The following is a 24,763-nucleotide window of genomic DNA, read 5'->3' on the forward strand; positions in this document are numbered from 1 at the left end:
GCTTGCGGGGTGACACTAGAAAAACCAGCTCATGCAATAATGCTCTGCAAAAGCCGGAATGATATAGAATACTTCTTAAGTACAATTCATAATGATATTACAACCATTGATAATTGAACGCCTAGAGTTTAACTTAAAACATAATAAGCTATACAATAGTTGGCTTATCGAAGCCGAAAATATAGAACAAGCTTTAAAAGATTTAGAAGAGTTTATATATATTAAGCTTTTTAAGAATAGCATTCCTCTTGAAAACAATCCTGATTATCATTTCATCGCTAGGGAAACTTCAGCTACATCTAATGCTAAAAATATTTCTATTGAACAAATAAGAAAATTACAAGACTTCTTAAGTAAAACTTCTGCAATTTCAGGTTATAAAGTTGCAATAATTTATTCGGCAGAGCTTATGAATTTGAATGCAGCGAATTCATGCTTAAAAATTCTTGAAGATGCACCAAAGAATAGTTACATTTTTTTAATTACTTCAAGAGCTGCAAGTATTATTTCTACAATTAGATCAAGATGTTTTAAAATTAATGTTAGATCATCTATCCATCATACTAAAAACGAATTATATTCCGAGTTTATTCAGTTAATAGCAGATAACAAAACGTTAGATTTTATTAATCGCTTTAATACTAAAGACCGAGAATTATGGCTAGATTTTATTGATAATTTATTATTATTAATGAATAGAATCCTTAAAAAATCTGCCAACGTTAATATTGAACTTCTAGATTTGGAAAATAAGATTTTTAATAAACTATCAAATAGACACCCTTCATATTTACTGCAAAAATTTACCGACATAAAAAAGTTAATATATAATACCATTGATTATGATTTGGACTTAAAAACAAGTTATATATTAGTGGTGAATGAGTTTTCTAGTAATTAACACGATATCACTACGTTCCTTTCTATGTTATCCATAAAACAACAAAATATATTGAGATACTCTTTTTTTAAAAAATAGTTAATAGATATTCAAGATAGAAAGCGGCTTCCCTCTAGAATCCCTCTAGAATATAAATTTAATTTATGTTTTATTTTGACTATTGTTCATTTACTCGTAGTATATATTAGGTTTTAGGAACTTTATAAATTAAATTATTTGCATGTTTAAAACTTTAACACAAAATTTAACGAAGATTTTTGATAAGCTAGTTAGCTCAGGCATTTTGACGGAAGCCCAAATAGATGCTGCTATGCGCGATATAAGAGTGGCTCTTTTAGAGTCAGATGTTGCATTACCGGTGATAAAAGATTTTATAGCGGAAGTTAAACAGAAAGCTTTAGGGCAGGAGGTTATTAAGTCTGTTTCACCTGGACAGATGATAATTAAAATTATCCATGAAGAGATGATCAATATCTTAGCTTCAAGTAAAAGTGAGACAAAGCTAAATTTAAATTCAAAGCCGCCCGTAAATTTTCTAATGGTAGGGCTGCAAGGGAGTGGTAAAACTACGGCGAGTAGTAAGCTTGCTTTACGGCTTAGAAATCAAAATAAGAAAGTTTTACTTGTTTCTTTGGATACTTACAGACCGGCCGCACAAGAGCAGCTCGCTATACTTGCAAACTCAGTACAGATTAATTCATTACCTATTGTGCAAGGTGAGAAACCCCTCGATATTGTCAAAAGAGCTATTGCCGAGGCTAAAATTTCTGCTTATGATGTCGTAATTTATGATACGGCAGGTCGTACACAAATTGATAAAGCGATGATGGAGGAAGCGCTTGCAATAAAAAAGATAGTGGAGCCTACAGAAACTTTGTTAGTAATCGACAGTATGACAGGGCAGGATGCAGTAGTTACGGCAAGTAGTTTTAATGAAAAGTTAGCAATTTCAGGATTAATTTTATCTAGAATTGACGGCGATTCCAAGGGTGGTGCAGCACTCAGTGTAAAATATATTACTAAAAAGCCGATTAAATTTTTAAGTAGCGGTGAAAACCTAATTGATTTAGAAGAATTCGATGCTGAACGTTTAGCTTCTCGAATACTGGATATGGGTGATATTATCTCTTTTGTTGAAAAAGCAGCTAGTATTGTTGATAGAGAAGAAGCCGAAAAAACGGCAGCTAAATTAAAAAAGGGTAAGTTTGATTTAAATGATTATCTTCAGCAAATGAGAAGTATAAAAAAAATGGGAGGTTTTGGAAGTATACTTAGTATGTTACCGGGTAGCGGTAAAATTATGGATCAAATAGATCAATCAAAATTAAATAGTAAAATAATTGAACATCAAGAAGCAATTATTTTATCTATGACGCCAAAAGAACGTAAAAATCCCGATATAATTAATGCTTCTCGTAGGAAACGTATAGCTGTTGGAGCAGGAACTACGGTACAAAAGGTAAATATTTTGCTAAAGCAATATAAACAAATAAGCGAGATAATGAAAAAAGCCAGTAAAATGAATCCTAAAAATATATTACGTAGCGGAATTGGAAAATTGTTTTCTTGAATTTATATTATATCTACATTATGTCATTCCTGCGAAGCGGAAATCCAGTCAAGCATATAAAAACAAGTGTTTGTATGGTTATTTTATCCAGTATGTAACTTCTGTAGCAATATTGAAGTTATTTTTCTCGATTCCCGCCTACGCGGGAATGACATCGAGTAGGTTTTCCGATCCATGCAACAATGCCGACTTGATTGCGGGATCTAGTTAAAAATACTAAAATTATATGGATCCTGTGGTCAAGCCACGGGGTGACCTTTTCCTTAAGTTGAAACCCATGTGTCTTCGCAGGAATGACATCGACGGGTTTTTTTAACTATCCAGTATTATAATAAGTAACACATATTGACCTAGTATTAAATTTAATTAATTTTTAATTTCAAAGCATTTGCAAAAAATGTATAAATATTGATCAAATAATTGGCACTATCTTTTAAATCACTACCATTACCATGCCCACTATCTACACTTCCTAGCAAGTAAGTTTTAGTATTTGGGTTTTTCTCATCAAGCACATACTCAAAAATTCTTCCATGTCATGGGTGTACACGCTGCTCTAATACTGAATCTGTAATTAACACAGCTTGGTATTTTTGCGTTAAAGATAAATTCTCTAGCGGTGCATATTTTTTGATATGTACTAAATCTTCTACTTTGGATCACCATATTCTGTACCCCATGAATGTCCTGCTCCGAATTCTTTATATCGTATCAAGTATCGGCACTTCACATGCTATAGCTCCAAATAAATCAGGACGCTGTGTCATTGCAACACTTACTAGCAATCCGCCGTTACTTCCTCCTTTAATTCCTAAATACTCAGGGCTAGTAATATTTTGCTTTATTAAATCCTCTGCTACTGCAATAAAATCATTCAAGCCGGTTTGACGTTTTATTCCTTGAGTCGCCTTATGCCACTCAGGACCAAACTCTCCGCCACCTCTAATATTAGCAAGAACACTAACCCCGCCATGTTTAACCCATACTTCATTTTCCATGCGAGAGAAATATGGAGAGTTGATTACTTGAAAACCTCTGTATGCTTCAAGTAATGTTGGATTCTTACAATCTTTGTACCTTTTTTATAGACAATAAAATATGGTATTTTAACTCCATCCGAGCTTGTAGCTTCCTTTTGATCTACAACATAATTTTTGCTATCAAACGGATATAAAGGCTTTCTAGTAACTTTTAATTCATGAGTTTTATCCCATAAATAGATAGTGGGAGGAACTATAGAATTTTCTATAGTAATTAATGCATCTTCTTCCTCATCATCAGACAACATACCAAAAATTGTATTTTCATAAGACAGTAAAGTTACCGGTTTTGTCCATTCATGATTTTCTAATGTAAATGTTACTATTTTTGAAATAACATTCTCATAGCTAGTTAAAAATACCGTATCTTTAGTCATTCCTACAAAATACAATATTTCCCTCTCTGTTGGGGTAAATAATATTTTTAAGCTAGCTTTATCGCTATCTTCTTTTAGAAGATCAGCGTAGTGTATGGCAACAAGTGAACCTGCTTTATATTACTATCTTTAAATTGCCAATCGGAACGCAGTAGCCAAAATACATATTCTTTAAAAGAACCTTCAGGTATTGCATCTGATGGCATATTTATTTTTTGTAATTTTAAGCTCTCATCTTTAGTATCTAAAATATAATTATCGTAATTATAAAAAGCCTTATCTGCAGATATAAATATTAAAGATGAAGAAATATTATCGGTAAAAGCTTACTGGCTGATACACGTATATAATTCTTTGGTATTTCAAATAGTTTTTTGGCTTTCTCTATAGGTTCTCCTCGCTTTCATATGTAGAGCAAGCTAGGATATAAAGAGTCAGTCACTTCCTCTTGATGCAAAACTGGATAAATATATATAGTATCTTGATCAACCCAAGTAGGGACAGTAAATTTACCTTCTAGTAATTGCCCGCTACTTGTTTTTAGCTCAAAACCATTTTTTACAAAATCTTTTTCTCTAAATCCCATGCTCTAAAAAACATCTCATCCTTACCGCCAAATGACATGGTAATTAAGAAGCGATTAGGATTTTGAAAACAATCACTCCCACCTCGATACATTACTTTTTTACCGAGTTTTTTGGATAATTTATCAAAATCGATTAGAACTTCCCAATTTGGTTTATCTTTCGAGTAATTCTCAACCAATGTCCTACGCCATAACCCTTGCGGGTTTTTATAATCCATCCAAAAATTATACACGTAACCTTTACGTATAGCACAAAAGGAGTTTTTCTTTGATCATAGCAAACAGATTCTATTTCTTTCTTAACTACCTTATAAGTAGGCATAGATTGGCAGCCTTTGCTGTTTTATCAGTACGCTCTTTTTGCCCATTTTAGAGCTTCAGTTTCTTCTAGAAATTTAGTGTCTTTTGGGTTATATATTTGTTCATTATTACTTCCCATAGCTTGAACACAAAAAATTATAAAATAGTGGGTAATTTTTTTTCATTATTTTAATAATATCTATTAAATTAAAAGCTTTATTTAAAGTTTTCTTTGAATTAGAATAGTGTTTTATCATACACCTTGAATAACATCAAAGAAAATGCTAGGTTTTGTGGACATTGCTAATTGATTTGCTATTTTGAGGTCTTTTTTAGCGAAAATTAATAAGATTTTTGTAGAAACAGTTATTCATATTTCAAAAAAACCTTATAATTTGTAGCAAAAAATAACCAAAATTAAATCTTTTTAGCAATGTCCACAAAACCTAAGTTAGCACTAGCAAAAATACAAAATATGAGAGTTATGGCTAATGATTTAAGTATTTATATTCATTGGCCTTTTTGTTTGTCCAAATGTCCGTATTGTGATTTTAATTCTCATGTAGCAAGTACTATAGATCATAATCAGTGGCTTAAATCTTATGAAACTGAAATTGAATATTTTAAGGATATTATTCAAAATAAATATATAAAATCTATTTTTTTTGGGGGCGGTACTCCCTCTTTAATGAATCCTGTAATAGTTGAAGGAATAATAAATAAAATCAGTAATCTAGCAATTATTGATAATCAAACCGAGATAACTCTAGAAACTAATCCCACATCATTTGAAACTGAAAAATTTAAAGCATTCAAAGCCGCTGGAATTAATCGTGTTTCAATAGGAGTGCAATCCTTAAAAGAGGACGATTTAAAAAAATTAGGTAGAACTCATGATTGTATGCAGGCCATTAAAACAATTGAGGCGGCAAATACGATTTTTCTACGAGTGTCATTTGATTTAATATATGCACGTAGCGGTCAGACATTAAAAGACTGGCAAGAAGAATTAAAACAAGCTATGCAGCTCGCTACCTCACATATTTCTCTTTATCAATTGATTATCGAAAAAGGTACGCCGTGTTATAAATTATTTAAGGAGGGTAATCTGATTTTGCCGCATTCAGATGCGGCAGCTGAAATGTATGAATGGACGAATCATTATCTAGAATCTAAAAAGTATTTTAGATATGAAATATCCAATTATGCTATGATAGGGTATGAATGTTTGCATAATTTAACTTATTGGAATTATAATAGCTATTTAGGTATAGGCCCCGGAGCTCATAGTAGAATCATTGAATCCTCAAGTTCGGTATCGGCAATTATGATGTGGCATAAACCTGAAAAATGGTTAGATTCGGTTAAAACAAAAAATGTTGGTATTCAAACTAATACTAAGTTAACACATCAAGAGATTATTGAAGAAATGCTAATGATGGGTTTACGCCTTAGCAAAGGTATAAATATTTCTACATTAGAGCAGAAATTAAACACGAAATTAGAGAATATTTTAGATATGAATAATCTTAAGCATTATCAAGCGTTAGACTTAATTAGACTAGATGAAAATATCTATCTTACCGACAAAGGTTTAATGCTGTATAGCTACATAGTACCTAGATTGATTATATGAAAATTATTCAAGTAATTTTAAAGTTTATAATTAGTTTTATTATTGCTTCTATTCATGTTATGGAATGTAAACTTGAGTTTAAAAAAGATATATGTGAATGGTGTTGAGTATGATCAAAAAGTCGAAAATCCAATTACACCGATAGCAAATGCTATTAAAGCAGATAATATTGATGAAGTAAAAAAATATTAGATGAGGGATATGGAGTAAATCAACCATACTTGGGCTGGACTCCTTTAGATTATGCTATATCGAATAATAATATAAAAATTGCCGATTTTTTATTAAAGTGTGGTGCACCTATGAATTTAATCCATATAAATATAGGATTTATGAAGCCGGAAATTGCCGCACTTTTAATTAATTAGGGAATGAGTCCTAATTTAAGATATGCAGACGGTATTACCGGAATGATGCTAGCCGCAGAAAGAAATCATCTTGATTTAATAAAACTTTTGCTTAAGTTAGGTGTTAATCCTAATGTTCAAAATTCTAAAACCGGAATGACTTCCCTTATTATGCATCATCATATCTTAATGTTGAACCTACTCGTATTTTATTAGAATATGGAGCGGATCAAAAAATTAAAGATTGCAAAGGGAAAAGAGCTTTAGATTGGATAGCGGTGGATGCTAATAGAACTTTACATGCTTCTGACGTAGAATACTATACTGCTTTATTTGTTGTTCCATTTAAAACTAAACTGAAAATTATAAAAGAAAGAAATAGAATAAAGACTCAAAACAAAGAAAAGCAATAAAAAAGCTTCTCAATTCTCACCGTTAAATTTTTGTAGCGTTTCTATTTATACTTCACAAGTTAGGATAAAAACCTATCTTAATTTTCTGCCTTATGTTCTGTCTCTGTCATTGCAAGAAAATTGCATAGCAATTGACGAAGTAAGGAAGAGAAAAAATTCTGATTGAATTTTTTTTTATTATTTTTTGGGGAGTGCCATGCAGTCTACGACTGCGATGTTGTTAGCCCGATTAAGATATCTTGGTAGCTCAATTGATTTAATATATCTTTAAGGCTAATATATACTATAGGTAGAGTCTCATGTCCTTTATGTACAATCCCCAAAATTAAATAGTCAACTATAGGAGATAAGTTATCACTCTGCTTGGTCATTTGGACGGTATGCAGCATCTACATGCCAATCTCAATCATTATACGGCGATTGAGAGCTATGTTCATTATGCGAATTACGTCTTGGTGCTACTGCGCTTTAATAATATTCTTATCTTCTTTATATAATACAGGCAAACTACCAATTATCCCTATTACTCCATACATATGACAAATTAATTCTTCTATTCCGCTAATCCGTACCTCACCGTCATAGGGATTCATTATATTATAATTTTTTTGATCGATATTTTTTATATGTATAATTTCTGCATTATTATTTACGGCATCTTTAATTTCTTTTGTATAATTTACATATTTTGTATCTACTAAATATAAATCTTTGTTTTCTTTCAACCAGCTAGTTAATCTAACGATTTTATTGTTTAAATTTTCTAATATTGCTATACAAGTTTTTTCATCTAAAATTTTCCTCCAAACATCATAGCACGCATTATTATAGTCAATATTAGTATCTTCAATGATGAAATAATCCCCTTCTTCAACAATATTCTAAAATACCTATAGTTATTAATATGAGCATCTTCTATTCAAAGTATAGGATGTACTATTTCAGATATTTTTTCTTTTGGGAATATTGCCTCTACTTTATTAGAATCATCTTGTAAAAATTCTATTCTATGATCTTCTTTTTGATAACTATATTTTAATTTCGCTTTTCCTTGGATTCCCGCTTTCGCGGGAATGACATAAAACGCATTTTTCAATTCAGACAACAATGCTTATAGTTGCTCGCAATGACAATGTCTGGTCTTAGTTAGCAATATCATTAAGATAAATATACTTCCTTATCTAAAGTATCTTCGCTGTTATCTATAATCATAGTAATTGTTGCATCGCCGGTAATATTGATAGTAGTACGTAGCATATCAAGTATTCGGTCAATACCAGCAATAATTGCTACTCCCTCTATAGGTAAGTGAACCGAAGAAAGAACCATAGGAAGCATTATCAAAGAGGCACCGGGAATACCGGCACCACCGATAGATCCAAGTGTTGAGGTGAGAATAATGACTAAATAGTCGTGAGGAGCAAGCGTTACTCCCATCATCTGAGCAAAAAATATGGTGGTAAGAGATAAATTTATAGCAAAGCCGTCCATATTAATTGACGCACCTATCGGAAGTACGAACGAAGTACTAGACTCTGAAATGCCAAGCTTTTCACGACAAACTTGCATAGTAGTTGCAAGAGTTGCCTTACTGCTTGAAGTAGAAAAAGCAAGTATCTGATACTCAAAACTTTTCTTATAAAAAGGTATAGGTGAAACACGACAGAATATACATATAAGTAAGCCAAAAACTAAATATTGGAATGTCATCGCCACAACTACCGCTACAACAAGTTTCGATAAACTAATCATTACCTCAACTCCCTGCATGCCTACAATCCAGCCTGTTAAAGCAAAAGCACCGTAAGGGGATAATTGAATAACAAACGATATCATTTTTAATATTAATTTTGATATTACATGAATTAAATCAGTAATAGGTTCACCGATAGATTTCATTTTGTTTAAGGTAATTCCAACAAAAATAGCAAAAAATACAACTTGTAAGACATCACCGTTTGCAAAAGCCCCAACAGCATTATCAGGGACGATATTTACAAAAAAATCAATTATATTAAATGAAGTTCTGCTTGTCGTTCCTGAAGAGGTGAAATCTATATGTACGCCTACTCCTGGCTTTAATACTAAGGCAACAGTGAGTCCAAAAACCGTGGCAAAAAAAGTAGTACCTAAAAAAGCGGCTACCGCTTTCATTCCTACTCTACCAAGGGCAGAATTATCATTCATACTAGTGATACCGGAAACCAAACTGAAGAAAATTAAAGGGGTAATGATCATTTTTATCAAACGTAAGAAAATGTCACCGATAGGTTTAATATAATTAACATATTGTGGTAAGTATATACCAAATATAATACCTAAGATTAACCCTAAGGTAACTTTTTGCCATAATTTCATAATTTACTTACTTAATTTTTAAATTTGCTCAACTAAAAGTTTATTTATTATTTTGATTAACCCATTCTAAGTACTTTTGAAAGCCATAGTCAATATTTATTTTTATTATTTGTGGTAATTCATAATTATGAATTTCAAGGAGTTTATTTTCAATTTCATTATAATTAGAAGATTTTGTTTTAATTACAAGTCTATATTCAGTTTCTAAAGTTACTCTACCATTCCATCTAAAGTAACTTTTGACATCGTCAATTTGAATGCAGGCAGTAAGATTTAATTCTAACAAAACAGATGCTATTTTCTCGGCAATTTGCAAATCATTAGTAGTAGTTAAAATTAAACAGCAATCTTGCATGCCTAAACCTCAACAAAACAATTCGGTGTTTCATATAGTTTGAGGCTAGTTACGAAGAAGTTTTGACTTACGAAAAGTTTAGGAAAAATTTCATTCTTTAAATGCGTCGCTATATTTTCTGCAGTCGGGTTATTTTGCATGTAATATATTTTTTGACCGGTACAATTTTCTATTTGTTGCCCCATTTCCTTATCGTCTTGATGTAGGATTAAGCTATGATCAAAATTTTCGTCAATCCATTTTTTAGCTAAATCCTTAATTAAACCAAAATCGATTACCATACCAAGTTTATCGGTTTTGTTTGCGGCTATAGCGATCTCAAGAACATAGCGATGACCGTGCAGGAATTGACATTTATTTTGATGTTCTATAATTCTATGTCCTGCATCGAACTCAATACGACGAGTACATTTTATCATTATTATATACTTCCTTTCTTTGAATGATTTTACTTTTTTTCAAAGAGTAAAAACGGGACCACGTCATTGTGAGGAAAATTACGAAGTAATTGACGAAGCAATCTCAGGAGCTTGTTATGATTTCATGAGATTGCCACGCAGCCTACGGCTGCTCACAATGACAATTTTTTACAAATTTAACAATAACTTTTCAGGATTCTCAATAAGCTGCTTAATTTTTACCAAGAACGATACTCCTTCTTTTCCGTCAATTATACGATGATCGTAAGATAAAGCTATATACATCATCGGACGTATTTCAATTTTACCGTCTATAACTACAGCTCTTTCCTCGGTTTTATGTAAGCCTAGAATACCTGATTGAGGAGGATTAATAATCGGTGTAGACAATAATGAGCCATATACGCCTCCGTTAGAAATCGAGAATGTCCCACCTGACAAATCAGCCATAGAAAGCTTACCCTCACGAGCTTGTTTAGCCAAAATTCCTATAGCTTTCTCCACTTCGGCAAATCCCATTTTATCGGCATCCCTAACAACCGGTACAACAAGCCCTTGCGCTGTTCCGACAGCTACACCTATATCATAGTAATTTTTATATACTAAATCATCGCCATCTATTTCAGCATTTACCGACGGAATAAGCTTTAAAGCTTCAATTGTTGCTTTAACAAAGAAAGACATAAACCCAAGTTTCACAGCGTGCTTTTTCTCAAACTCTTCTTTATATTGATTACGCAAAGCAATTACTTGTGACATATCGATTTCATTAAAAGTAGTCAAAATAGCTGCTGTATTTTGTGAATCTTTTAAACGCTGTGCAATAGTTTTACGCAAGCGTGACATACGAACACGCTGCACTCTTTCTTCATTAGATTTACTTATTGCAGGAGTAGAAGTAGTCGTAGTGTTTATTGTTGCAAGCACGTCACCTTTGGTAATTCTACCGTCTCTACCTGTTCCTTTTATATTATTGGGGTCAAGCTTATTTTCGGTAACTAATTTTTGTACAGAAGGAGCAAGAGTATTATTAGCCACGGCAGGTTTTTCTGAAGTAGGTTGTGTTACTGCTTGAGCTTTAGCAGATTCATTATTAGTACCGGCAGTATTTGCAGATGCTCCTTCATTTATTTCGCCTATTTCTTCGCCAACTGCTACATTTGCACCGTCAGTTTTCGATATTTTACCTATAGTACCATTGCAAGGAGCATTAACTTCTAAAGTCACTTTTTCGGTTTCGATTTCTAACAGTAATTCATCCGTTTTAACCGCATCGCCTTCTTTCTTATACCATTTGGCAATAGTTGCTTCCGTTATGGACTCCCCAAGTGACGGTACTATAATTTTAACGCTCATAATTTATTTTACTCCTATATTTGTATAGCATCGCCCTGTATAGTTTTATCGTCATTGCGAGAAGACGCTATAAGCGTCGACGAAGCAATCTTAGGCAAATTCCTGAGATTGCCACGCTCCTTTTAGTTTAGTCGCTCGCAATGATGATTATTAGGCAATACCCTAAGAATCATATTCCCAATGCTGTCCTTAATAGCTTCTCTTGCTGTTTATTATGTGCTTGCAGCGAGCCTACTGCTGGAGAGGCTGATTCCTCTCTACCTACATATTTAAATTCATTTTTAATTCCTGCTTCTTTTAAAGCATCGTTTAAGTGAGAAACTATATAACACCAAGTTCCCATATTCTTTGGTTCTTCCTGACACCAAATAAATTCCTGCGTCCTATTATATTTTTTTAATAGCGATGCTACAAGTTTTTTTTCAAAAGGGTATAATTGCTCAATCCTAATAATCGCTATATTACTGTTATTGCCACGCATTTCAAATAGATCGTAATATACCTTACCGCTGCATAAAATTACTTTAGTAATATTGTTTGTATCTACTTTAGTTACTTCATCTAAAACTGGTAAGAAAGTAGTATTTTCACCTAGCTCGTCAAGTTTAGATACGGCATATTTATGACGTAATAATGATTTCGGTGACATTACGATTAACGGTTTACGGGTATCATCAAGTATTTGGCGACGTAGCAGATGGAAAATCGAAGCAGGGGTAGTAGGGTATGTAACATACATATTATTCTCAGCCGCGAGTTGTAAGAACCTCTCAAGTCTTGCCGAACTATGCTCTGGTCCTTGTCCCTCAAATGCATGAGGTAACAAAACCACAAGCCCGCTCATACGAAGCCATTTAGTTTCGCTGCTTGAAATAAACTGGTCAAAAATAATCTGAGCTCCATTAGCAAAATCACCGAATTGTGCTTCCCATAAAACTAAATTTTTTGGGTTTGCGAGTGAATAACCATACTCAAAACCAAGCACCGCATATTCAGATAAATTACTATCGGCTACCTCGTATTTTGCTTGTTCTTTAGATAAATTATTTAGAGGTATATAGGTAGTACCATCAATTTGGTTGTGCAATACTGAATGACGATGCGAGAAAGTACCGCGTCCCGAATCTTGTCCGGTTAACCTTATATTTGTGCCTGAAGCAAGCAAGCTTGCAAAAGCTAGCTGCTCTGCCGTTGCCCAATCAATAGGTTGATCAGCTGTTAGAGTGGCTTTTCGAGCTTCAAATAGTTTTACAAGTTTTGGATTAACGGCAAAATCTTTCGGTATTTCGCATAGTTTAGTGCCTAAATCGTGTAATGTTTTTTTACTGATACCCGTTATTGTAGCTTGTGTACGAGTACGAAAAATACCTTGCCATAATCCGCCTAAGAAATGTGCTTCTTGCTTATAACTTTTTGCCTGCTCATATTCCTTATCTAGTTTTGCTTTAAATTCTTCTTTTAACTTAGCAAAATAATTATTGTCGATTACACCGCTTTTTACTAACTCATTTGCGTAAATATTTCCAGGGGTCAGTTTGTTTTTAATAATGTTATACATCTTGCCTTGAGTATACATCGGCTCATCGCCCTCATTATGCCCATATTTACGGTAACAAATAATTTCTACTACAACATCCTTACCAAATTTCTGTCTGTATTCTACCGCAATATTGGTGGCTTTTAACACTGCTTCTATATCGTCACCGTTAACGTGTAAAATCGGGGCAGCTATGATTTTAGCAAACTCCGTAGAATATCTACTAGCTCTAGTATCTGCAGCATTAGCCGTAAAACCTAACTGATTATTAATGACGAAATGCAATATCCCGCCGATATCATAAGCAGCTAAAGGTGACATTGATAGACTCTCGGCAACCACGCCCTGACCGCAAAAAGCAGCATCGCCATGCACTAAAATAGCTTTGACTTTGCTGCGTTTAGTATCTCCAAGAATATCTTGCTTTGCTCTTACTTTTCCTGCAACTATAGGATTTACCGCTTCTAAATGTGAAGGGTTATCGGCTAGCGACAAGTGTATTTTCTTATCCTCTAGAGTTCTATCGGACGAATAGCCTAAATGGTATTTTACATCGCCTGAAACATTTAGCTCATCAGGAAATACGCTGCCGCTTATGAAGCTCGCAATAACGGCTTTATATGGCTTACCTACTACTTTAGTTAGAGTGTTTAATCTCCCTCGATGTGGCATACCGATAACGATTTCTGAGACTCCCTGATGCATGGATAAATCTATAGCTTTACTCATAGCAACTATAGAAGCATCACCACCCTCAATGGAAAAACGCTTAGCTCCGGGAAATTTTGTATGTAAATACTGCTCAAACCCTTCTACTTCTACTAAATCATTTAAGATAGTTTTTTTGTCTTCAGAAGAAAACGTAACTTCGCTTTCTAGCTTATTATATAACCAGTTTTTTCCTGCTACATTTTCTATTTGCTCAAACTCTACACCTATAGAACCTGTATAAACTTTATCGAACTTGGTCACTAATTCAGATAATTTACAGTTCCAAGTACCGACAAATTCATCCGTAATATTGATATTTTCTTCTAGCTGACCGCTATCAAGACCAAAAGTTTCTATATTAAGCTTTAAATCATTTTTTGTTTTACGTAGCTCAAGACCAAGCGGATCAAGATTCGCTAAATAGTGAGCATGCTTGCGATAAGCATTGATCATTTCCTTAGCTTTTAAACTATTTAAGTCTTCAGAAGATAAATTATTATTTAACAATTCTTTTTTTATTTCATCAGGGATAATTATTTTTGCCGTACTTTTATTGAGTAAAGTATTATTATCCTTAATGCCGGCAAAAAATTCTTGCCAAGTTTGATCAACCGAGGCAGGGTTGGCTAGATATTGCTTATATAGCTCTTCAATAAAAACAGCATTCTCGCCAAATAAATAACCTGTTTTTTTAAAGTCTTCTTCCATAGTATTGTTTGTATTGTTTAGTTGTTGTCATAAGCCGTCATTGCAAGCGACTGCAAGGAGCGTGGCAATTTCAGCAATTTTTCCGGGATTGCTTTGTCAATTACTGTTTAATTTCCTCGCAATAACGATTTTATTACTATAAATACTTCCCTTCTAAATATCTTATATACACCTCAGGGCTGATTTTTTCCTCACCGCTAGCACTTTTTAATAAATCGACTGAATTTTTTAACGAACCGAGATTTCTAAAATTCTTATTTAGATAATTATTTAGATTACTAAAATCACCCTTTAATATATCATCTTTTATATTTGAATGCATCTCTTTTACTTTTTTCATCACCATTGATGCGATAATTGCACCGTTTGTATAGGCAGGAAAGTAACCGAAATTTCCGTGTGACCAATGAATATCTTGAAGACAGCCGTTACTAAAACTTACCGGTTTAACGCCTAAATATTCCTGCATCTTACTATCCCAACAGTTTGGTAACTCATCGAGACTCAAGTCGCCATTGATAAGCATTTCCTCTATCTCAAAACGTAATATTACGTGCATCGGGTAAGTTACTTCATCTGCATCTACTCTTATAAAATCAGGCTTCACTCTTGTAATTTTGCTATATAAACTTGCTGCTGAATATTCTTCGCTTTTAAAAGCAAATTCGTCTCTAAGTAATTTAGCTAAAAATTCGGTAAACTCTCTTGATCTACCTACTTGCATTTCCATAAATAAAGATTGGCTTTCATGGAAGGCCATACCTTTAGCAAGCCCAACCGGCTGCCCTTTATACATTTCCGGTAGATTCTGCTCATATAAAGCATGTCCTATTTCATGAATAATTCCCATTAAACCGCTTATGAAATTATTTTTATCATACCTAGTAGTTAAACGTATATCGTTTGGTGTTCCACCGCAAAAAGGATGAGTCGATTCGTCTAATCGTCCTTTTGTTAGATCAAACTGCATAATTCCCATAATGCGTTTTCCGATACGCTTTTGCATTTCAGGAGCTAGTTTGCTGTGTTTTACTAGTTCTTTCTCGGTTTTCTGTTTTTCTAAAACTTTATTTATGAGCTGCGGGAGTTCTTTTTTAAGTACTGAAAAAACTTGTTTGATCTCGCTACTTTTTCTGCTTGGATCAAACATATCTATTAATGAGTCGTATAATCCGCAATTAAAAGCATCTGCTCGTACTTTAGCAACTTCTTTCGTATAATCTAAGACTTTTTGTAAGTGTGATTTGAATAAATTATAGTCGTTATGTTTTCTTGCTTCTCGCCAAACAAGTGTGGCTTTAGTAGTAGCTGCTACCAATTTCTTTTGTAGCTGCTCGTCAATACAATTTGCATCTGTTACTTTTCTCTCAATCTCTCTAATATTACCATTCTGCCATTCATTAAGGTTCTTTGATTCTTCTTTTGCCTTGCTAAGTAGCTCCTTTAGAATAGGAGATTTGAGCATAGAATGAACTAGCGACGTTAAAGTTACTATTTCGTTTGTCCTACTCTCACCTGAACCCATAGGCATATTTACGGCAACATCCCAGTATAATATGCTCAAGATATTATTAAAATGTGAGATGGTTGCAAATTCGTTTTCTAATTTTGTGTAGTTGTTGTTCATATGTTCCCTATTATGTCATTCCCGCGAAAGCGGGAATCCAGTAAAACCTATAAAAAACTTGTTTTTTATAGGTTTATTTGTTAATTAATATGTAATTTCTTGTAGCAATATTAAGGTTATTTTTCTGGATTCTCGCTTTCGCAGGAATGACATAAAAACCGTACCGCTAGTGCATGTTACAAATGCAACAACTCCTTTGCTGCTTTTAAACTTGCTTTGGTGATTGTTTTACCTGAAATCATGCGGGCGAGTTCCTCCTGTCTTTCAGCTAAATTTAAAGCTTTTACCGTTACTTTTGTTTCTTTCTCTAGCTGTGTTTTCTCGATTTTTATATGCAAATCCGCTTTACCTGCTACTTGCGGCTGGTGCGTAATAACTATTACTTGAGTAACGCTACTAAGTTTTTTTAATCGCTCACCTACTTTATCTGCGACCTCTCCGCCAATCCCGACATCTATTTCATCAAATATAATAGATGGTTTTACCATTTTATCAAACAAAGAAGTTTTTAAAGCTAACATGAATCTTGATAATTCACCGCCGGAAGCGATTTTATTAATTGCTGCAGCTGCCGTTCCCGGGTTAGTAGACGCTTTAAACACAATATCGTCATTACCGTCGGCTGTTGGTTCTTTAGCATTTATCTCAATCTCAAAAATTGCTTTCGCCATTTTAAGCTGCTTTAGCTCCTGATGCAACGATTCTTCTAGATGTTTTGCAACAATAAGACGCTTTGCAGATAAATTACTCGCTAGTTCATAATATTTTTTCTGCAGTAGTACTTCTTGAGCTTTCAACTCATTACTATTTGCTATTTTGTTTTTTAATATACTGATCTGCTCTAAAGATTTATCTAAAAATACACCTAACGCATCAGCAGGAACATTATATTTACGGCTAATAGCTTTTATTAAAAATAATCTTTCTTCTGTTTCTTCAAGATTATATTCCTCATAATTGAAACTATCTAACAGATTTGATAATTCTTGGCGTGCTTCTTCTAGATTATTATAGGCTTCCTCTAAACTTGTAACGATAGCTTCAAAACGCTCATTGTTGCCTTGCCTTGCTAATAATTTCTCTGCTCTATTAATCGATGTATTTATTTCAGGGTTATTAATCTGTTCTAGAATATCTTTTATTAGCTGTAAATCCTTATCTTTATTTTGCAAATCTTTTCGTAGATTTGCTAATTTTTCTTCTTCACCTGTTTGAATGTTCAGTTTAGTTAATTCTTCCGTTGCAAAGCTCAAATAATCAATTTCTTGTTCTATAGAATTTTGCTTAAGTGTTATTTCGGCCATTTCTTTCCGAGTATTTTGCCACGCCTGATAGCATTTGGAAAGCTCCGCTCGAAAGGCCAAAAGATTTCCATAACTATCTAAAATATCACGCTGCGTATTTGCTTCTAGAAGAGAAATATTATTATTTTGTCCATGAAGCTCGAATAAATAAGTAGCTAATTGCTGCATAAGAGCTTTAGTAACCACTTGATTATTAATGAAAAAATTTTTTCGTCCTTCGGCTTTTTGCAGACACTTTACAAACAATAACTCTTCAGGTTCAATAAAATTTTGAATCAGAAAATTTTTTATTTCTTCATTTAAAGAGAATATTATATTAACAACAGCGTAATCTTTTCCACGCTTTATTATATTATTTGAAGTTTTATAACCTAAGCAAAATAAAATAGCATCAAGCAAAATAGATTTACCGGCTCCCGTTTCACCGGTAATCACACATAAACCTTTATTAAACTCAATTTCCAGCTCGTCTATCAGAATGAAGTTTTTAACTGAGAGACTGTAGAACATATGCCGCTTAATTTTGGTGGTTCTGAACTAGCCTGTACGCATAACTATACCATTGACTATCAGGATAGTTGTAACCTAGCACTGAGGCATATTTTTGTGCTTCATCCGGAAGTCCAAGCATCATATAACTCTCGGCTAAACGGTAAAGAGCTTCTACCGAGTGAGAAGTAGTTTGATAATTATCAATTACCTCTTCAAATCTATTTATAGCTGCCATCGGATTCTTTTTCTTTAAGTAAAACCGACCTACCATCATCTCTTTACCTGCTAAATGATCGTTTACTAGGTCAATTTTTAAAGATGAATCAATAGCATATTTAGTATTTGGGAATTTTGCTATTACATCTTCAAAACTATCTTTAGCTAGGAAAGTTCTAGATTGATCATGATTTACGTCTGAAATTAACATATAATATGATAATGCTTTAAGGTAATATGCATAAGCAATGTCAACATTTGCAGGGTGCAACTTAATGAACATATCAAGCACATCAACTGCTTCTTCATATTGAGCGGCGAGAAATAAAGAATAAGCCTGCATCAATTCGGCTTGCGGCGTCATTTCATTACCTGGATGCTGGTACAATACTCTTCCGAATTCTTCTGCAGCGTTCTTATATTTTTTCTTTTCCAATAAGGTAATACCTTCATTATAAAGGGTAGGGATAGGGACTACTATGTCATCACTGTTTTTTTTGTTTTTGCACCCGCCTAAAACTAACCCTATAACTAAAAGGGTACTCAATAATTTTGTTAATTTCATAAGAACTTAAATTCAGTTAATAACTAAATATACATATAGGCTTACAGAATTTCAAGGATTCAATTTAAAATCTCACAACCTTATAAATTAGACCTATTCAGAAACTCGTTTATAGGGAGGAATTTGAGGGAAACACAGAATGCAGAATCGCAGCGTATACTTGTACGTAAGGATTCGAGTAACGGATCGACGTACAAATTACCCCTAGAAGAATAGGTCTATATTCTTGGACTTATTTCTCTACCCAATGTCCTTTATCATTTTTATGGTATTTTTTTTCTACGGCCGACCATGCTACTTTATGTGCAACTGTCTCTCTAGAGTCATTTCCACATCTTTTCGGCATCCTTATATGGTTCAAATGCCATGATTAAAAGCTTCGTTATAAATATCCTTAGCATGGCTCGGAAGATGATTTTTAACTGAATCAGGTAAATCGTTATTATTCTTATAAGGCATAAAAACCTCCGGTAATATTAGAGGTTTCATTTCTATAGGAAAGGTAAATAAAATTTACGACCACAGACTTTTCATTTTATTAAAAAAGCTGCCGTCATTTTCTTTTTCATTTATGGATTCTTTTTTGAATTCTTCTAGTAATTCACGTTGTCTTTTAGATAAATTTTTAGGTACTTCGACATGAATATGCGTAAGCATATCACCCCTAATAGTTGATCTCATTTTAGACATACCTTTGCTGCGTAACCTTAATTGATCACCGTTTTGTGTGCCTGCAGGAATTGCTAAGTTTACTTTTCCGCCTTCAATTACCGGTACTTCTATCTCTCCTCCAAGAGCAGCATTCACAAAACTAATAGGTAGTTTACAATGTAGATTTGCTCCGTCTACTTTATAAATATCATGTGGTTTTATTGTTATATCAACGTATAAATCACCGCTATTACCGCCTCTAATACCTGCTTCCCCTTCTCCGGTATGTCTTATTCTAGTACCGTTTTCAACACCGGCAGGAATGTTTACCGATAAATTTCGTTGTTTATGGTAACGTCCCATGCCATGACATTTCTTGCAAGGATTTTTTATAATGTGTCCGTTACCTTGGCATTTATGACAAGCTTGTTCGATCGTAAAGAATCCTTGCTGCATTCTAGTCGCTCCAACACCGCTGCAAGCATCGCAAGTAGTTACGGTTTCACCTTTTTCAGAACCGCTACCGTGACAAGTATCGCATTTTACTGCGCTAGAAAAGCTAATATTTTTTTCTATACCGTGAAATGCTTCCTCTAGGTTGATTGTCAGATTATATTTTAAATCTGAGCCTCTAACTTTAGCTGAAGTTGGGCGTGATGATCTTCTGCTGCCTCCCATAAAGTCGCTAAAGAAGTCACCGAATATGTCGTTAATATCAGGGTGAAAACCGCCATGATTTCCTCCTCCCCCTCGTGATTGTTGATTTTGAAAAGCATCGTGTCCCAAACGGTCATAAGCAGCTCTTTTTTGCTCATCTTTTAGAACATCATAAGCGGCATTGATTTCTTTAAATTTCTTTTCAGCATCTTTAGCATCAGTAGTATCAGGGTGATATTGCTTGGCTAGCTTGAGGTAGGCTTTTTTAAGGTCAGCTTGGCTAGCTGTTTTACTAACCCCTAGTATTTGGTAATAATTTTGTGACATAATTTAATTTATAAAATGAGATTGTAACGTCATTACGAGGAAAATTACATAGTAATTTGACAAAGCAATCTCAGGATATTTAACGAGATTGCCACGTCGCTTCGCTCCTCGCAATGACGAAATTACTTCTACTTCTTCTCTACATCTTGAAAGTCGGCATCTACTATTTTTTCATCATTAGCGGTACTTTCTTCAGCAGGTTGGCTCTCGCTTTGTGCTTTATACATCGCTTCACCAATTTTCATGCTAGCTGCAGTTAAACTTTCGGTCTTTTCTTTAATCAAAGCAGTATCTTCCGACTCAAGCACGGCTTTTAAAGCGGCTAGTGCTTCTTCAACAGCTCCTTTATCGTCTGATGATAATTTATCGCCATATTCTGTAAGAGTTTTTTCAGTAGAATAAACTAAACTATCGGCAGCATTTTTTGCTTCAATAAGTTCCTTACGCTTTTTGTCTTCATCAGCATTTTGTTCGGCATCTTTAACCATTTGTTCAATTTCCGCATCGCTAAGACCACCGGAAGCTTGAATAGTTACTTTCTGCTCTTTACCGCTTGCTTTATCTTTAGCTGAAACATGCACTATTCCGTTAGCATCAATGTCAAACGTTACTTCTATTTGCGGCAAACCTCTTGGTGCAAGAGGTATACCTTCGAGATTAAACTGACCAAGTAATTTATTATCTTTTGCCATTTCACGTTCACCTTGGAATACTCTAATAGTTACGGCATGCTGGTTATCATCAGCAGTTGAGAATACCTGACTTTTCTTAGTAGGTATAGTAGTATTACGATCAATTAATCTTGTAAATACGCCGCCAAGAGTTTCAATGCCAAGGGATAGAGGTGTAACGTCTAATAATAATATATCCGTTACTTCTTTATTAAGTACTCCGCCTTGAATAGCAGCACCGAGAGCTACAACCTCATCGGGATTTACGCCTTTATGCGGCTCACGTCCGAAGAATTTTTTTACGGCTTCTTGTACTTTCGGCATTCTAGTCATACCGCCTACTAATACTACTTCTTGAATATCAGAAGCTTTAAAACCTGCATCCTGTAATGCTTTACGGCAAGGCTCAATTGTTTTTTCAATTAAATCATCTACTAATTTTTCTAGTTCAGCTCTAGTAAATTTAATATTTAAGTGTTTTGGACCGCTACTATCAGCCGTAATATAAGGTAAATTAATATCGGTAGTTACTGCAGAAGATAGCTCTTTCTTAGCTTTTTCCGCGGCTTCTTTCAAACGTTGAAGTGCTAAAGGATCTTTACTTAAATCTATACCGTTTTCTTTTTTGAATACATCTATTAAATGGTTTAATATTCTTGTATCGAAATCTTCACCGCCAAGGAATGTATCGCCGTTTGTTGATTTCACTTCAAAAACACCGTCAGCGATCTCAAGAATTGAAACATCGAATGTTCCGCCGCCAAGATCGTATACTGCAATAGTTTTACTTGCCGATTTCTCGAAACCGTAAGCAAGAGCTGCAGCAGTCGGCTCGTTGATTATTCTAAGGACCTCAAGACCTGCTATTTTACCGGCGTCTTTCGTTGCTTGACGCTGTGCATCATTAAAATAAGCAGGTACGGTAATTACTGCTTGTGTTACTTTGTCCCCTAAATAATTCTCAGCAGTTTCTTTCATTTTTTGTAAAATGAATGCACTAATTTGACTTGGTGAATATTTATTATTATCCGCTTCGACCCATGCATCCCCGTTATCGGCTTTAACTATATTATACGGTACAATATCTTGGTCTTTCCTAACCATAGGATCGATAAAATTTCTACCGATTAATCGCTTTACCGCATATATAGTATTGCGAGGGTTAGTTACTGCTTGCCTCTTAGCAGATTGCCCGACTAATTTTTCGCCGTTTGCAAAAGCTATTATTGACGGCGTAGTTCTTTCACCTTCTGCATTTTCTATTACCTTTGGTTCTTTACCTTCCATGACCGCAACACAAGAGTTGGTAGTCCCAAGGTCGATACCTATTACTTTTCCCATAAGATTCCTCGTTTTCTTTTTTTTATTTTATTATGACTTTTGATTTGATATAGTGCGGCTTAAATGATTTTACAAGAGGTGACAATGAAAAAACTACCGATTTTACTATTATTTATTATTAATTTAGTTTTCCTAAATAATATAGTTTTAGCATCTAGCGAAACAAGCACTATTATATTTGAAAAAGCAAAGAAAGCAATCGTAACGATCGATACTAGAATTGCCGTATCGGCATATGACGATACAAGTAGTTGGACTGGAACGGGATTTATCAACGATAAGAACAACGGTTATATAATTACTAATACTCATGTTGTCGGCGGTGCGTCTATCGGAACTTATTTTGTTACTTTTTATAACGGTGAGCAGGCAGAAGCAAAACTTATCTATTACGATATTTGGCAAGATTATGCCGTTTTAAAAGTAGAGAGTAAAGATATACCGGCATCAGCAACGCAAATATCTTTTGCAAGCGAATTTCCAAAATTAAATCAAAAGGTTTTTGTAGTCGGTAACACAGAAGCAAAAGGTTTTTCTTTCCATACCGGTTATTTGTCTGATCTTTATAATATTGAAGGTTTAATGCCGCAATGTACTTATGTTATTAATTTAAATACTACAGGAGGTGCTAGCGGTTCACCGGTATTAAACGATAAGATTGAGGCTATAGGAGTATTATATGGTGGCGGTAAAACTCATTCTCTAGCGCTGCACGGTGATTATGTAGCTCGCACTTTAGAAAGTTTAAAGAATAATAAACAACCAGGCAGAAAACATATAGGAATAATAAGCGAGTTATATTCTTTAAATAAAGCAGTTAGACATCACAATTTCCCTAAAGAAGAAATGGATAAATATATAAAGAAATTTCCTGATAGTAGAAATAGAGTGATAAGCATTAAGGCAGTTCTAGCTGGATCACCTGCCGAAAAATCTTTAAAAGCCGGTGATATTATTTGGGCAGTTAATGATAAGGAACTCGGCGGCAATCTAGCATTATTTGATAGAGAAATGGATAATTTCAAAGGAATAGCTATTAAACTTACTATATTTCGTGACGGAAAAAAGCTAGAACAAGCAGTAGATTTATATGATGTGAACAATAATAAAATCGCTAAAATGATAAATTTCGGCGGTGCAGTATTTTTTGAAGCCGATGATTATTTTAGTAATAAATCAGGTATTCCTCTTAAAGCTCTAAGTATAGCTTCCGTTCAATCCGGTAGTAGCTTTAGCTCTATACCAACGTTTTTTACTAAAGATTATAAAAATGTTTATAGATTGCAAATTTTTGAGATGAAAGATTTAGCTTTAAGTAATCTTGATGATTTGGTGAAATTCTTGCCTGCTATTACTAAAGAGAAGTTTATAACGGTTAGATTTAGAAATTATCAACCTTATTATGCTAATTTCGGTTATAATGAACTTATCTCGTCGCATGATGATATGATTGCTGATGTAACTCTAGATTCTATAGATACTAAGCCTTATATATTAAAGTATAATACTATTTCTCATGATTGGGATATGGAAAATATAAAACTTCAGTAACTAATGACATTGTGATAAATTAACAATTCTTAATCAATGAAGTAATATATAATTCAACTTGGTTTGTTGTGTTATTATTCTTAAATTTATAATCTTATATTTTAGGAGAATTGCAAATTAGCTCAGAGTAGTTCGCCAACTAGGTTATTTTTGAGTGGATTGATAAATCATTCTTTATGTTATTCCTGCAAAAGCGAGACAGCATTGTTGCGTGGATACATACTAAAACCATCATTGCGAGCAGCCGTAGGCTGCGTGACAATCTCATGAAATAATAACAAACTCTCCTGAGATTTTGTTTCGTCAATTGCTATGCAATTTCCTCGCAATGACAGAAAAAATGCCCCTTACTCACCACCTAAGAAACATAGCTAATTAACAATTTCTCCTAAAATAATTAATAAATTTAGGAGAATTAATGACTAAAGAACAAATACCTAAAGTAGATATAGATAAAACAAAAAACATCTTTTTTTAAGTTTTTTACAAAAAATAGTAATAACTCTAATACTCAGGATTCACTAACATCACCACGTTTAGATGATGATATAGAGAGGGATGTTTCTAAAAAAGAAGCTTCTTAAGAAAATTCAAAGCATTAATAGACAAGAATGATGAAGCTGCACTACATTTCTATTTGATAAAAATAATAAGTATATCTTACATGATGCGGTTGAGGATAAAACATTAGTTGAAAAAATATTAGAATTAGCTAAATACGTAACAGAGATAACCTATAACGATTCA

Annotated in this window: 19 protein-coding genes and 2 pseudogenes; 6 read left to right on the top strand and 15 right to left on the bottom strand. The window is 33.8% G+C overall.

Annotated features, from left to right (window positions below; genetic code table 11):
* Positions 1-91: 91 nt before the first annotated feature.
* Entirely contained in the window at positions 92-901 is an 810-nt protein-coding gene (locus WSW_RS0102470; RefSeq protein ID WP_016916939.1) for a DNA polymerase III subunit delta', read from the top strand.
* Between the two features lie 220 nt (positions 902-1,121).
* Positions 1,122-2,471: a signal recognition particle protein gene (ffh, locus tag WSW_RS0102475; protein ID WP_016916940.1), complete on the top strand. Its 1,350-nt coding sequence runs from the start codon at positions 1,122-1,124 to the stop codon at positions 2,469-2,471.
* A 362-nt stretch (positions 2,472-2,833) separates the two neighbouring features.
* Here the strand turns inward: ffh and WSW_RS1000000112825 are convergent.
* Positions 2,834-4,913, bottom strand: a pseudogene (locus WSW_RS1000000112825) (prolyl oligopeptidase family serine peptidase).
* A gap of 294 nt (positions 4,914-5,207) precedes the next feature.
* Here WSW_RS1000000112825 and hemW point away from each other — a divergent pair.
* Positions 5,208-6,410 (top strand): radical SAM family heme chaperone HemW, encoded by a 1,203-nt coding sequence (gene hemW / locus WSW_RS0102505; protein WP_016916945.1) that lies wholly within the window; start codon positions 5,208-5,210, stop codon positions 6,408-6,410.
* 221 nt (positions 6,411-6,631) lie between these two features.
* Positions 6,632-6,973, top strand: a pseudogene (locus WSW_RS1000000111510) (ankyrin repeat domain-containing protein).
* A 655-nt stretch (positions 6,974-7,628) separates the two neighbouring features.
* Here WSW_RS1000000111510 and WSW_RS1000000114115 read toward each other — a convergent pair.
* The 10 genes from WSW_RS1000000114115 to WSW_RS0102580 form a co-directional block, all read right to left on the bottom strand.
* Entirely contained in the window at positions 7,629-7,895 is a 267-nt protein-coding gene (locus WSW_RS1000000114115; RefSeq protein WP_016916950.1) for a hypothetical protein, read from the bottom strand.
* Positions 7,896-8,089: 194 nt separating this feature from the next.
* A complete protein-coding gene (locus WSW_RS0102540) occupies positions 8,090-8,275 on the bottom strand; it encodes a hypothetical protein (protein WP_029374956.1) in 186 nt (61 codons plus the stop codon).
* Between the two features lie 53 nt (positions 8,276-8,328).
* Complete coding sequence (locus tag WSW_RS0102545; protein ID WP_016916952.1) at positions 8,329-9,528, bottom strand: dicarboxylate/amino acid:cation symporter; 1,200 nt, start codon at positions 9,526-9,528, stop codon at positions 8,329-8,331.
* A gap of 40 nt (positions 9,529-9,568) precedes the next feature.
* Positions 9,569-9,883 (bottom strand): divalent-cation tolerance protein CutA, encoded by a 315-nt coding sequence (cutA, locus tag WSW_RS0102550; protein ID WP_016916953.1) that lies wholly within the window; start codon positions 9,881-9,883, stop codon positions 9,569-9,571.
* A gap of 2 nt (positions 9,884-9,885) precedes the next feature.
* Positions 9,886-10,302: a 6-pyruvoyl trahydropterin synthase family protein gene (locus WSW_RS0102555; RefSeq protein ID WP_004996555.1), complete on the bottom strand. Its 417-nt coding sequence runs from the start codon at positions 10,300-10,302 to the stop codon at positions 9,886-9,888.
* Positions 10,303-10,470: 168 nt separating this feature from the next.
* Positions 10,471-11,658: a 2-oxoglutarate dehydrogenase complex dihydrolipoyllysine-residue succinyltransferase gene (odhB, locus tag WSW_RS0102560; RefSeq protein ID WP_016916954.1), complete on the bottom strand. Its 1,188-nt coding sequence runs from the start codon at positions 11,656-11,658 to the stop codon at positions 10,471-10,473.
* A gap of 169 nt (positions 11,659-11,827) precedes the next feature.
* Entirely contained in the window at positions 11,828-14,614 is a 2,787-nt protein-coding gene (locus WSW_RS0102565; RefSeq protein WP_016916955.1) for a 2-oxoglutarate dehydrogenase E1 component, read from the bottom strand.
* 136 nt (positions 14,615-14,750) lie between these two features.
* Entirely contained in the window at positions 14,751-16,241 is a 1,491-nt protein-coding gene (locus WSW_RS0102570) for a carboxypeptidase M32 (RefSeq protein ID WP_016916956.1), read from the bottom strand.
* Between the two features lie 176 nt (positions 16,242-16,417).
* Positions 16,418-18,055 carry a DNA repair protein RecN gene (gene recN / locus WSW_RS0102575; RefSeq protein WP_016916957.1) on the bottom strand — a complete coding sequence of 546 codons (1,638 nt, stop codon included), beginning with the start codon at positions 18,053-18,055 and terminating at the stop codon, positions 16,418-16,420.
* A gap of 7 nt (positions 18,056-18,062) precedes the next feature.
* Positions 18,063-18,818, bottom strand: a complete 756-nt coding sequence (locus WSW_RS0102580; RefSeq protein WP_016916958.1) for an outer membrane protein assembly factor BamD — start codon at positions 18,816-18,818, stop codon at positions 18,063-18,065.
* 123 nt (positions 18,819-18,941) lie between these two features.
* Here WSW_RS0102580 and WSW_RS1000000114120 point away from each other — a divergent pair, with 123 nt between their 5' ends.
* On the top strand, positions 18,942-19,034 hold the full coding sequence (locus tag WSW_RS1000000114120; RefSeq protein ID WP_410525657.1) for a palindromic element RPE1 domain-containing protein: 93 nt from the start codon (positions 18,942-18,944) through the stop codon (positions 19,032-19,034).
* Positions 19,035-19,050: 16 nt separating this feature from the next.
* Here the strand turns inward: WSW_RS1000000114120 and WSW_RS1000000113855 are convergent, their stop codons facing one another.
* The 4 genes from WSW_RS1000000113855 to dnaK form a co-directional block, all read right to left on the bottom strand.
* On the bottom strand, positions 19,051-19,164 hold the full coding sequence (locus WSW_RS1000000113855; RefSeq protein WP_338000716.1) for a ChaB family protein: 114 nt from the start codon (positions 19,162-19,164) through the stop codon (positions 19,051-19,053).
* A gap of 11 nt (positions 19,165-19,175) precedes the next feature.
* The gene (locus tag WSW_RS1000000113545) at positions 19,176-19,277 is read right to left on the bottom strand and encodes a ChaB family protein (RefSeq protein ID WP_083832921.1); all 102 of its coding nucleotides are present in this window, start codon (positions 19,275-19,277) and stop codon (positions 19,176-19,178) included.
* Positions 19,278-19,331: 54 nt separating this feature from the next.
* Entirely contained in the window at positions 19,332-20,453 is a 1,122-nt protein-coding gene (gene dnaJ / locus WSW_RS0102590; protein ID WP_016916961.1) for a molecular chaperone DnaJ, read from the bottom strand.
* A 128-nt stretch (positions 20,454-20,581) separates the two neighbouring features.
* Complete coding sequence (gene dnaK / locus WSW_RS0102595) at positions 20,582-22,465, bottom strand: molecular chaperone DnaK (RefSeq protein WP_016916962.1); 1,884 nt, start codon at positions 22,463-22,465, stop codon at positions 20,582-20,584.
* Between the two features lie 63 nt (positions 22,466-22,528).
* On the opposite strand from dnaK, the gene WSW_RS0102600 reads away from it, so the two are divergent.
* Positions 22,529-24,016: a S1C family serine protease gene (locus WSW_RS0102600; RefSeq protein WP_016916963.1), complete on the top strand. Its 1,488-nt coding sequence runs from the start codon at positions 22,529-22,531 to the stop codon at positions 24,014-24,016.
* The last annotated feature ends 747 nt before the right edge of the window (positions 24,017-24,763 follow it).

This window comes from Rickettsia honei RB (assembly GCF_000263055.1).
Lineage (GTDB): Bacteria > Pseudomonadota > Alphaproteobacteria > Rickettsiales > Rickettsiaceae > Rickettsia > Rickettsia rickettsii.

What these genes read in the sequence shown, in the direction of transcription:
- WSW_RS0102470 (WP_016916939.1), top strand. Translation starts at nt 92, where the DNA reads ATGATATTACAACCATTGATAATTGAACGCCTAGAGTTTAACTTAAAA.
- ffh (WP_016916940.1), top strand. Translation starts at nt 1,122, where the DNA reads ATGTTTAAAACTTTAACACAAAATTTAACGAAGATTTTTGATAAGCTA.
- hemW (WP_016916945.1), top strand. Translation starts at nt 5,208, where the DNA reads ATGTCCACAAAACCTAAGTTAGCACTAGCAAAAATACAAAATATGAGA.
- WSW_RS0102545 (WP_016916952.1), bottom strand. Translation starts at nt 9,528, where the DNA reads ATGAAATTATGGCAAAAAGTTACCTTAGGGTTAATCTTAGGTATTATA.
- cutA (WP_016916953.1), bottom strand. Translation starts at nt 9,883, where the DNA reads ATGCAAGATTGCTGTTTAATTTTAACTACTACTAATGATTTGCAAATT.
- WSW_RS0102555 (WP_004996555.1), bottom strand. Translation starts at nt 10,302, where the DNA reads ATGATAAAATGTACTCGTCGTATTGAGTTCGATGCAGGACATAGAATT.
- odhB (WP_016916954.1), bottom strand. Translation starts at nt 11,658, where the DNA reads ATGAGCGTTAAAATTATAGTACCGTCACTTGGGGAGTCCATAACGGAA.
- WSW_RS0102565 (WP_016916955.1), bottom strand. Translation starts at nt 14,614, where the DNA reads ATGGAAGAAGACTTTAAAAAAACAGGTTATTTATTTGGCGAGAATGCT.
- WSW_RS0102570 (WP_016916956.1), bottom strand. Translation starts at nt 16,241, where the DNA reads ATGAACAACAACTACACAAAATTAGAAAACGAATTTGCAACCATCTCA.
- recN (WP_016916957.1), bottom strand. Translation starts at nt 18,055, where the DNA reads ATGTTCTACAGTCTCTCAGTTAAAAACTTCATTCTGATAGACGAGCTG.
- WSW_RS0102580 (WP_016916958.1), bottom strand. Translation starts at nt 18,818, where the DNA reads ATGAAATTAACAAAATTATTGAGTACCCTTTTAGTTATAGGGTTAGTT.
- WSW_RS1000000113855 (WP_338000716.1), bottom strand. Translation starts at nt 19,164, where the DNA reads ATGCCGAAAAGATGTGGAAATGACTCTAGAGAGACAGTTGCACATAAA.
- WSW_RS1000000113545 (WP_083832921.1), bottom strand. Translation starts at nt 19,277, where the DNA reads ATGCCTTATAAGAATAATAACGATTTACCTGATTCAGTTAAAAATCAT.
- dnaJ (WP_016916961.1), bottom strand. Translation starts at nt 20,453, where the DNA reads ATGTCACAAAATTATTACCAAATACTAGGGGTTAGTAAAACAGCTAGC.
- dnaK (WP_016916962.1), bottom strand. Translation starts at nt 22,465, where the DNA reads ATGGGAAAAGTAATAGGTATCGACCTTGGGACTACCAACTCTTGTGTT.
- WSW_RS0102600 (WP_016916963.1), top strand. Translation starts at nt 22,529, where the DNA reads ATGATTTTACAAGAGGTGACAATGAAAAAACTACCGATTTTACTATTA.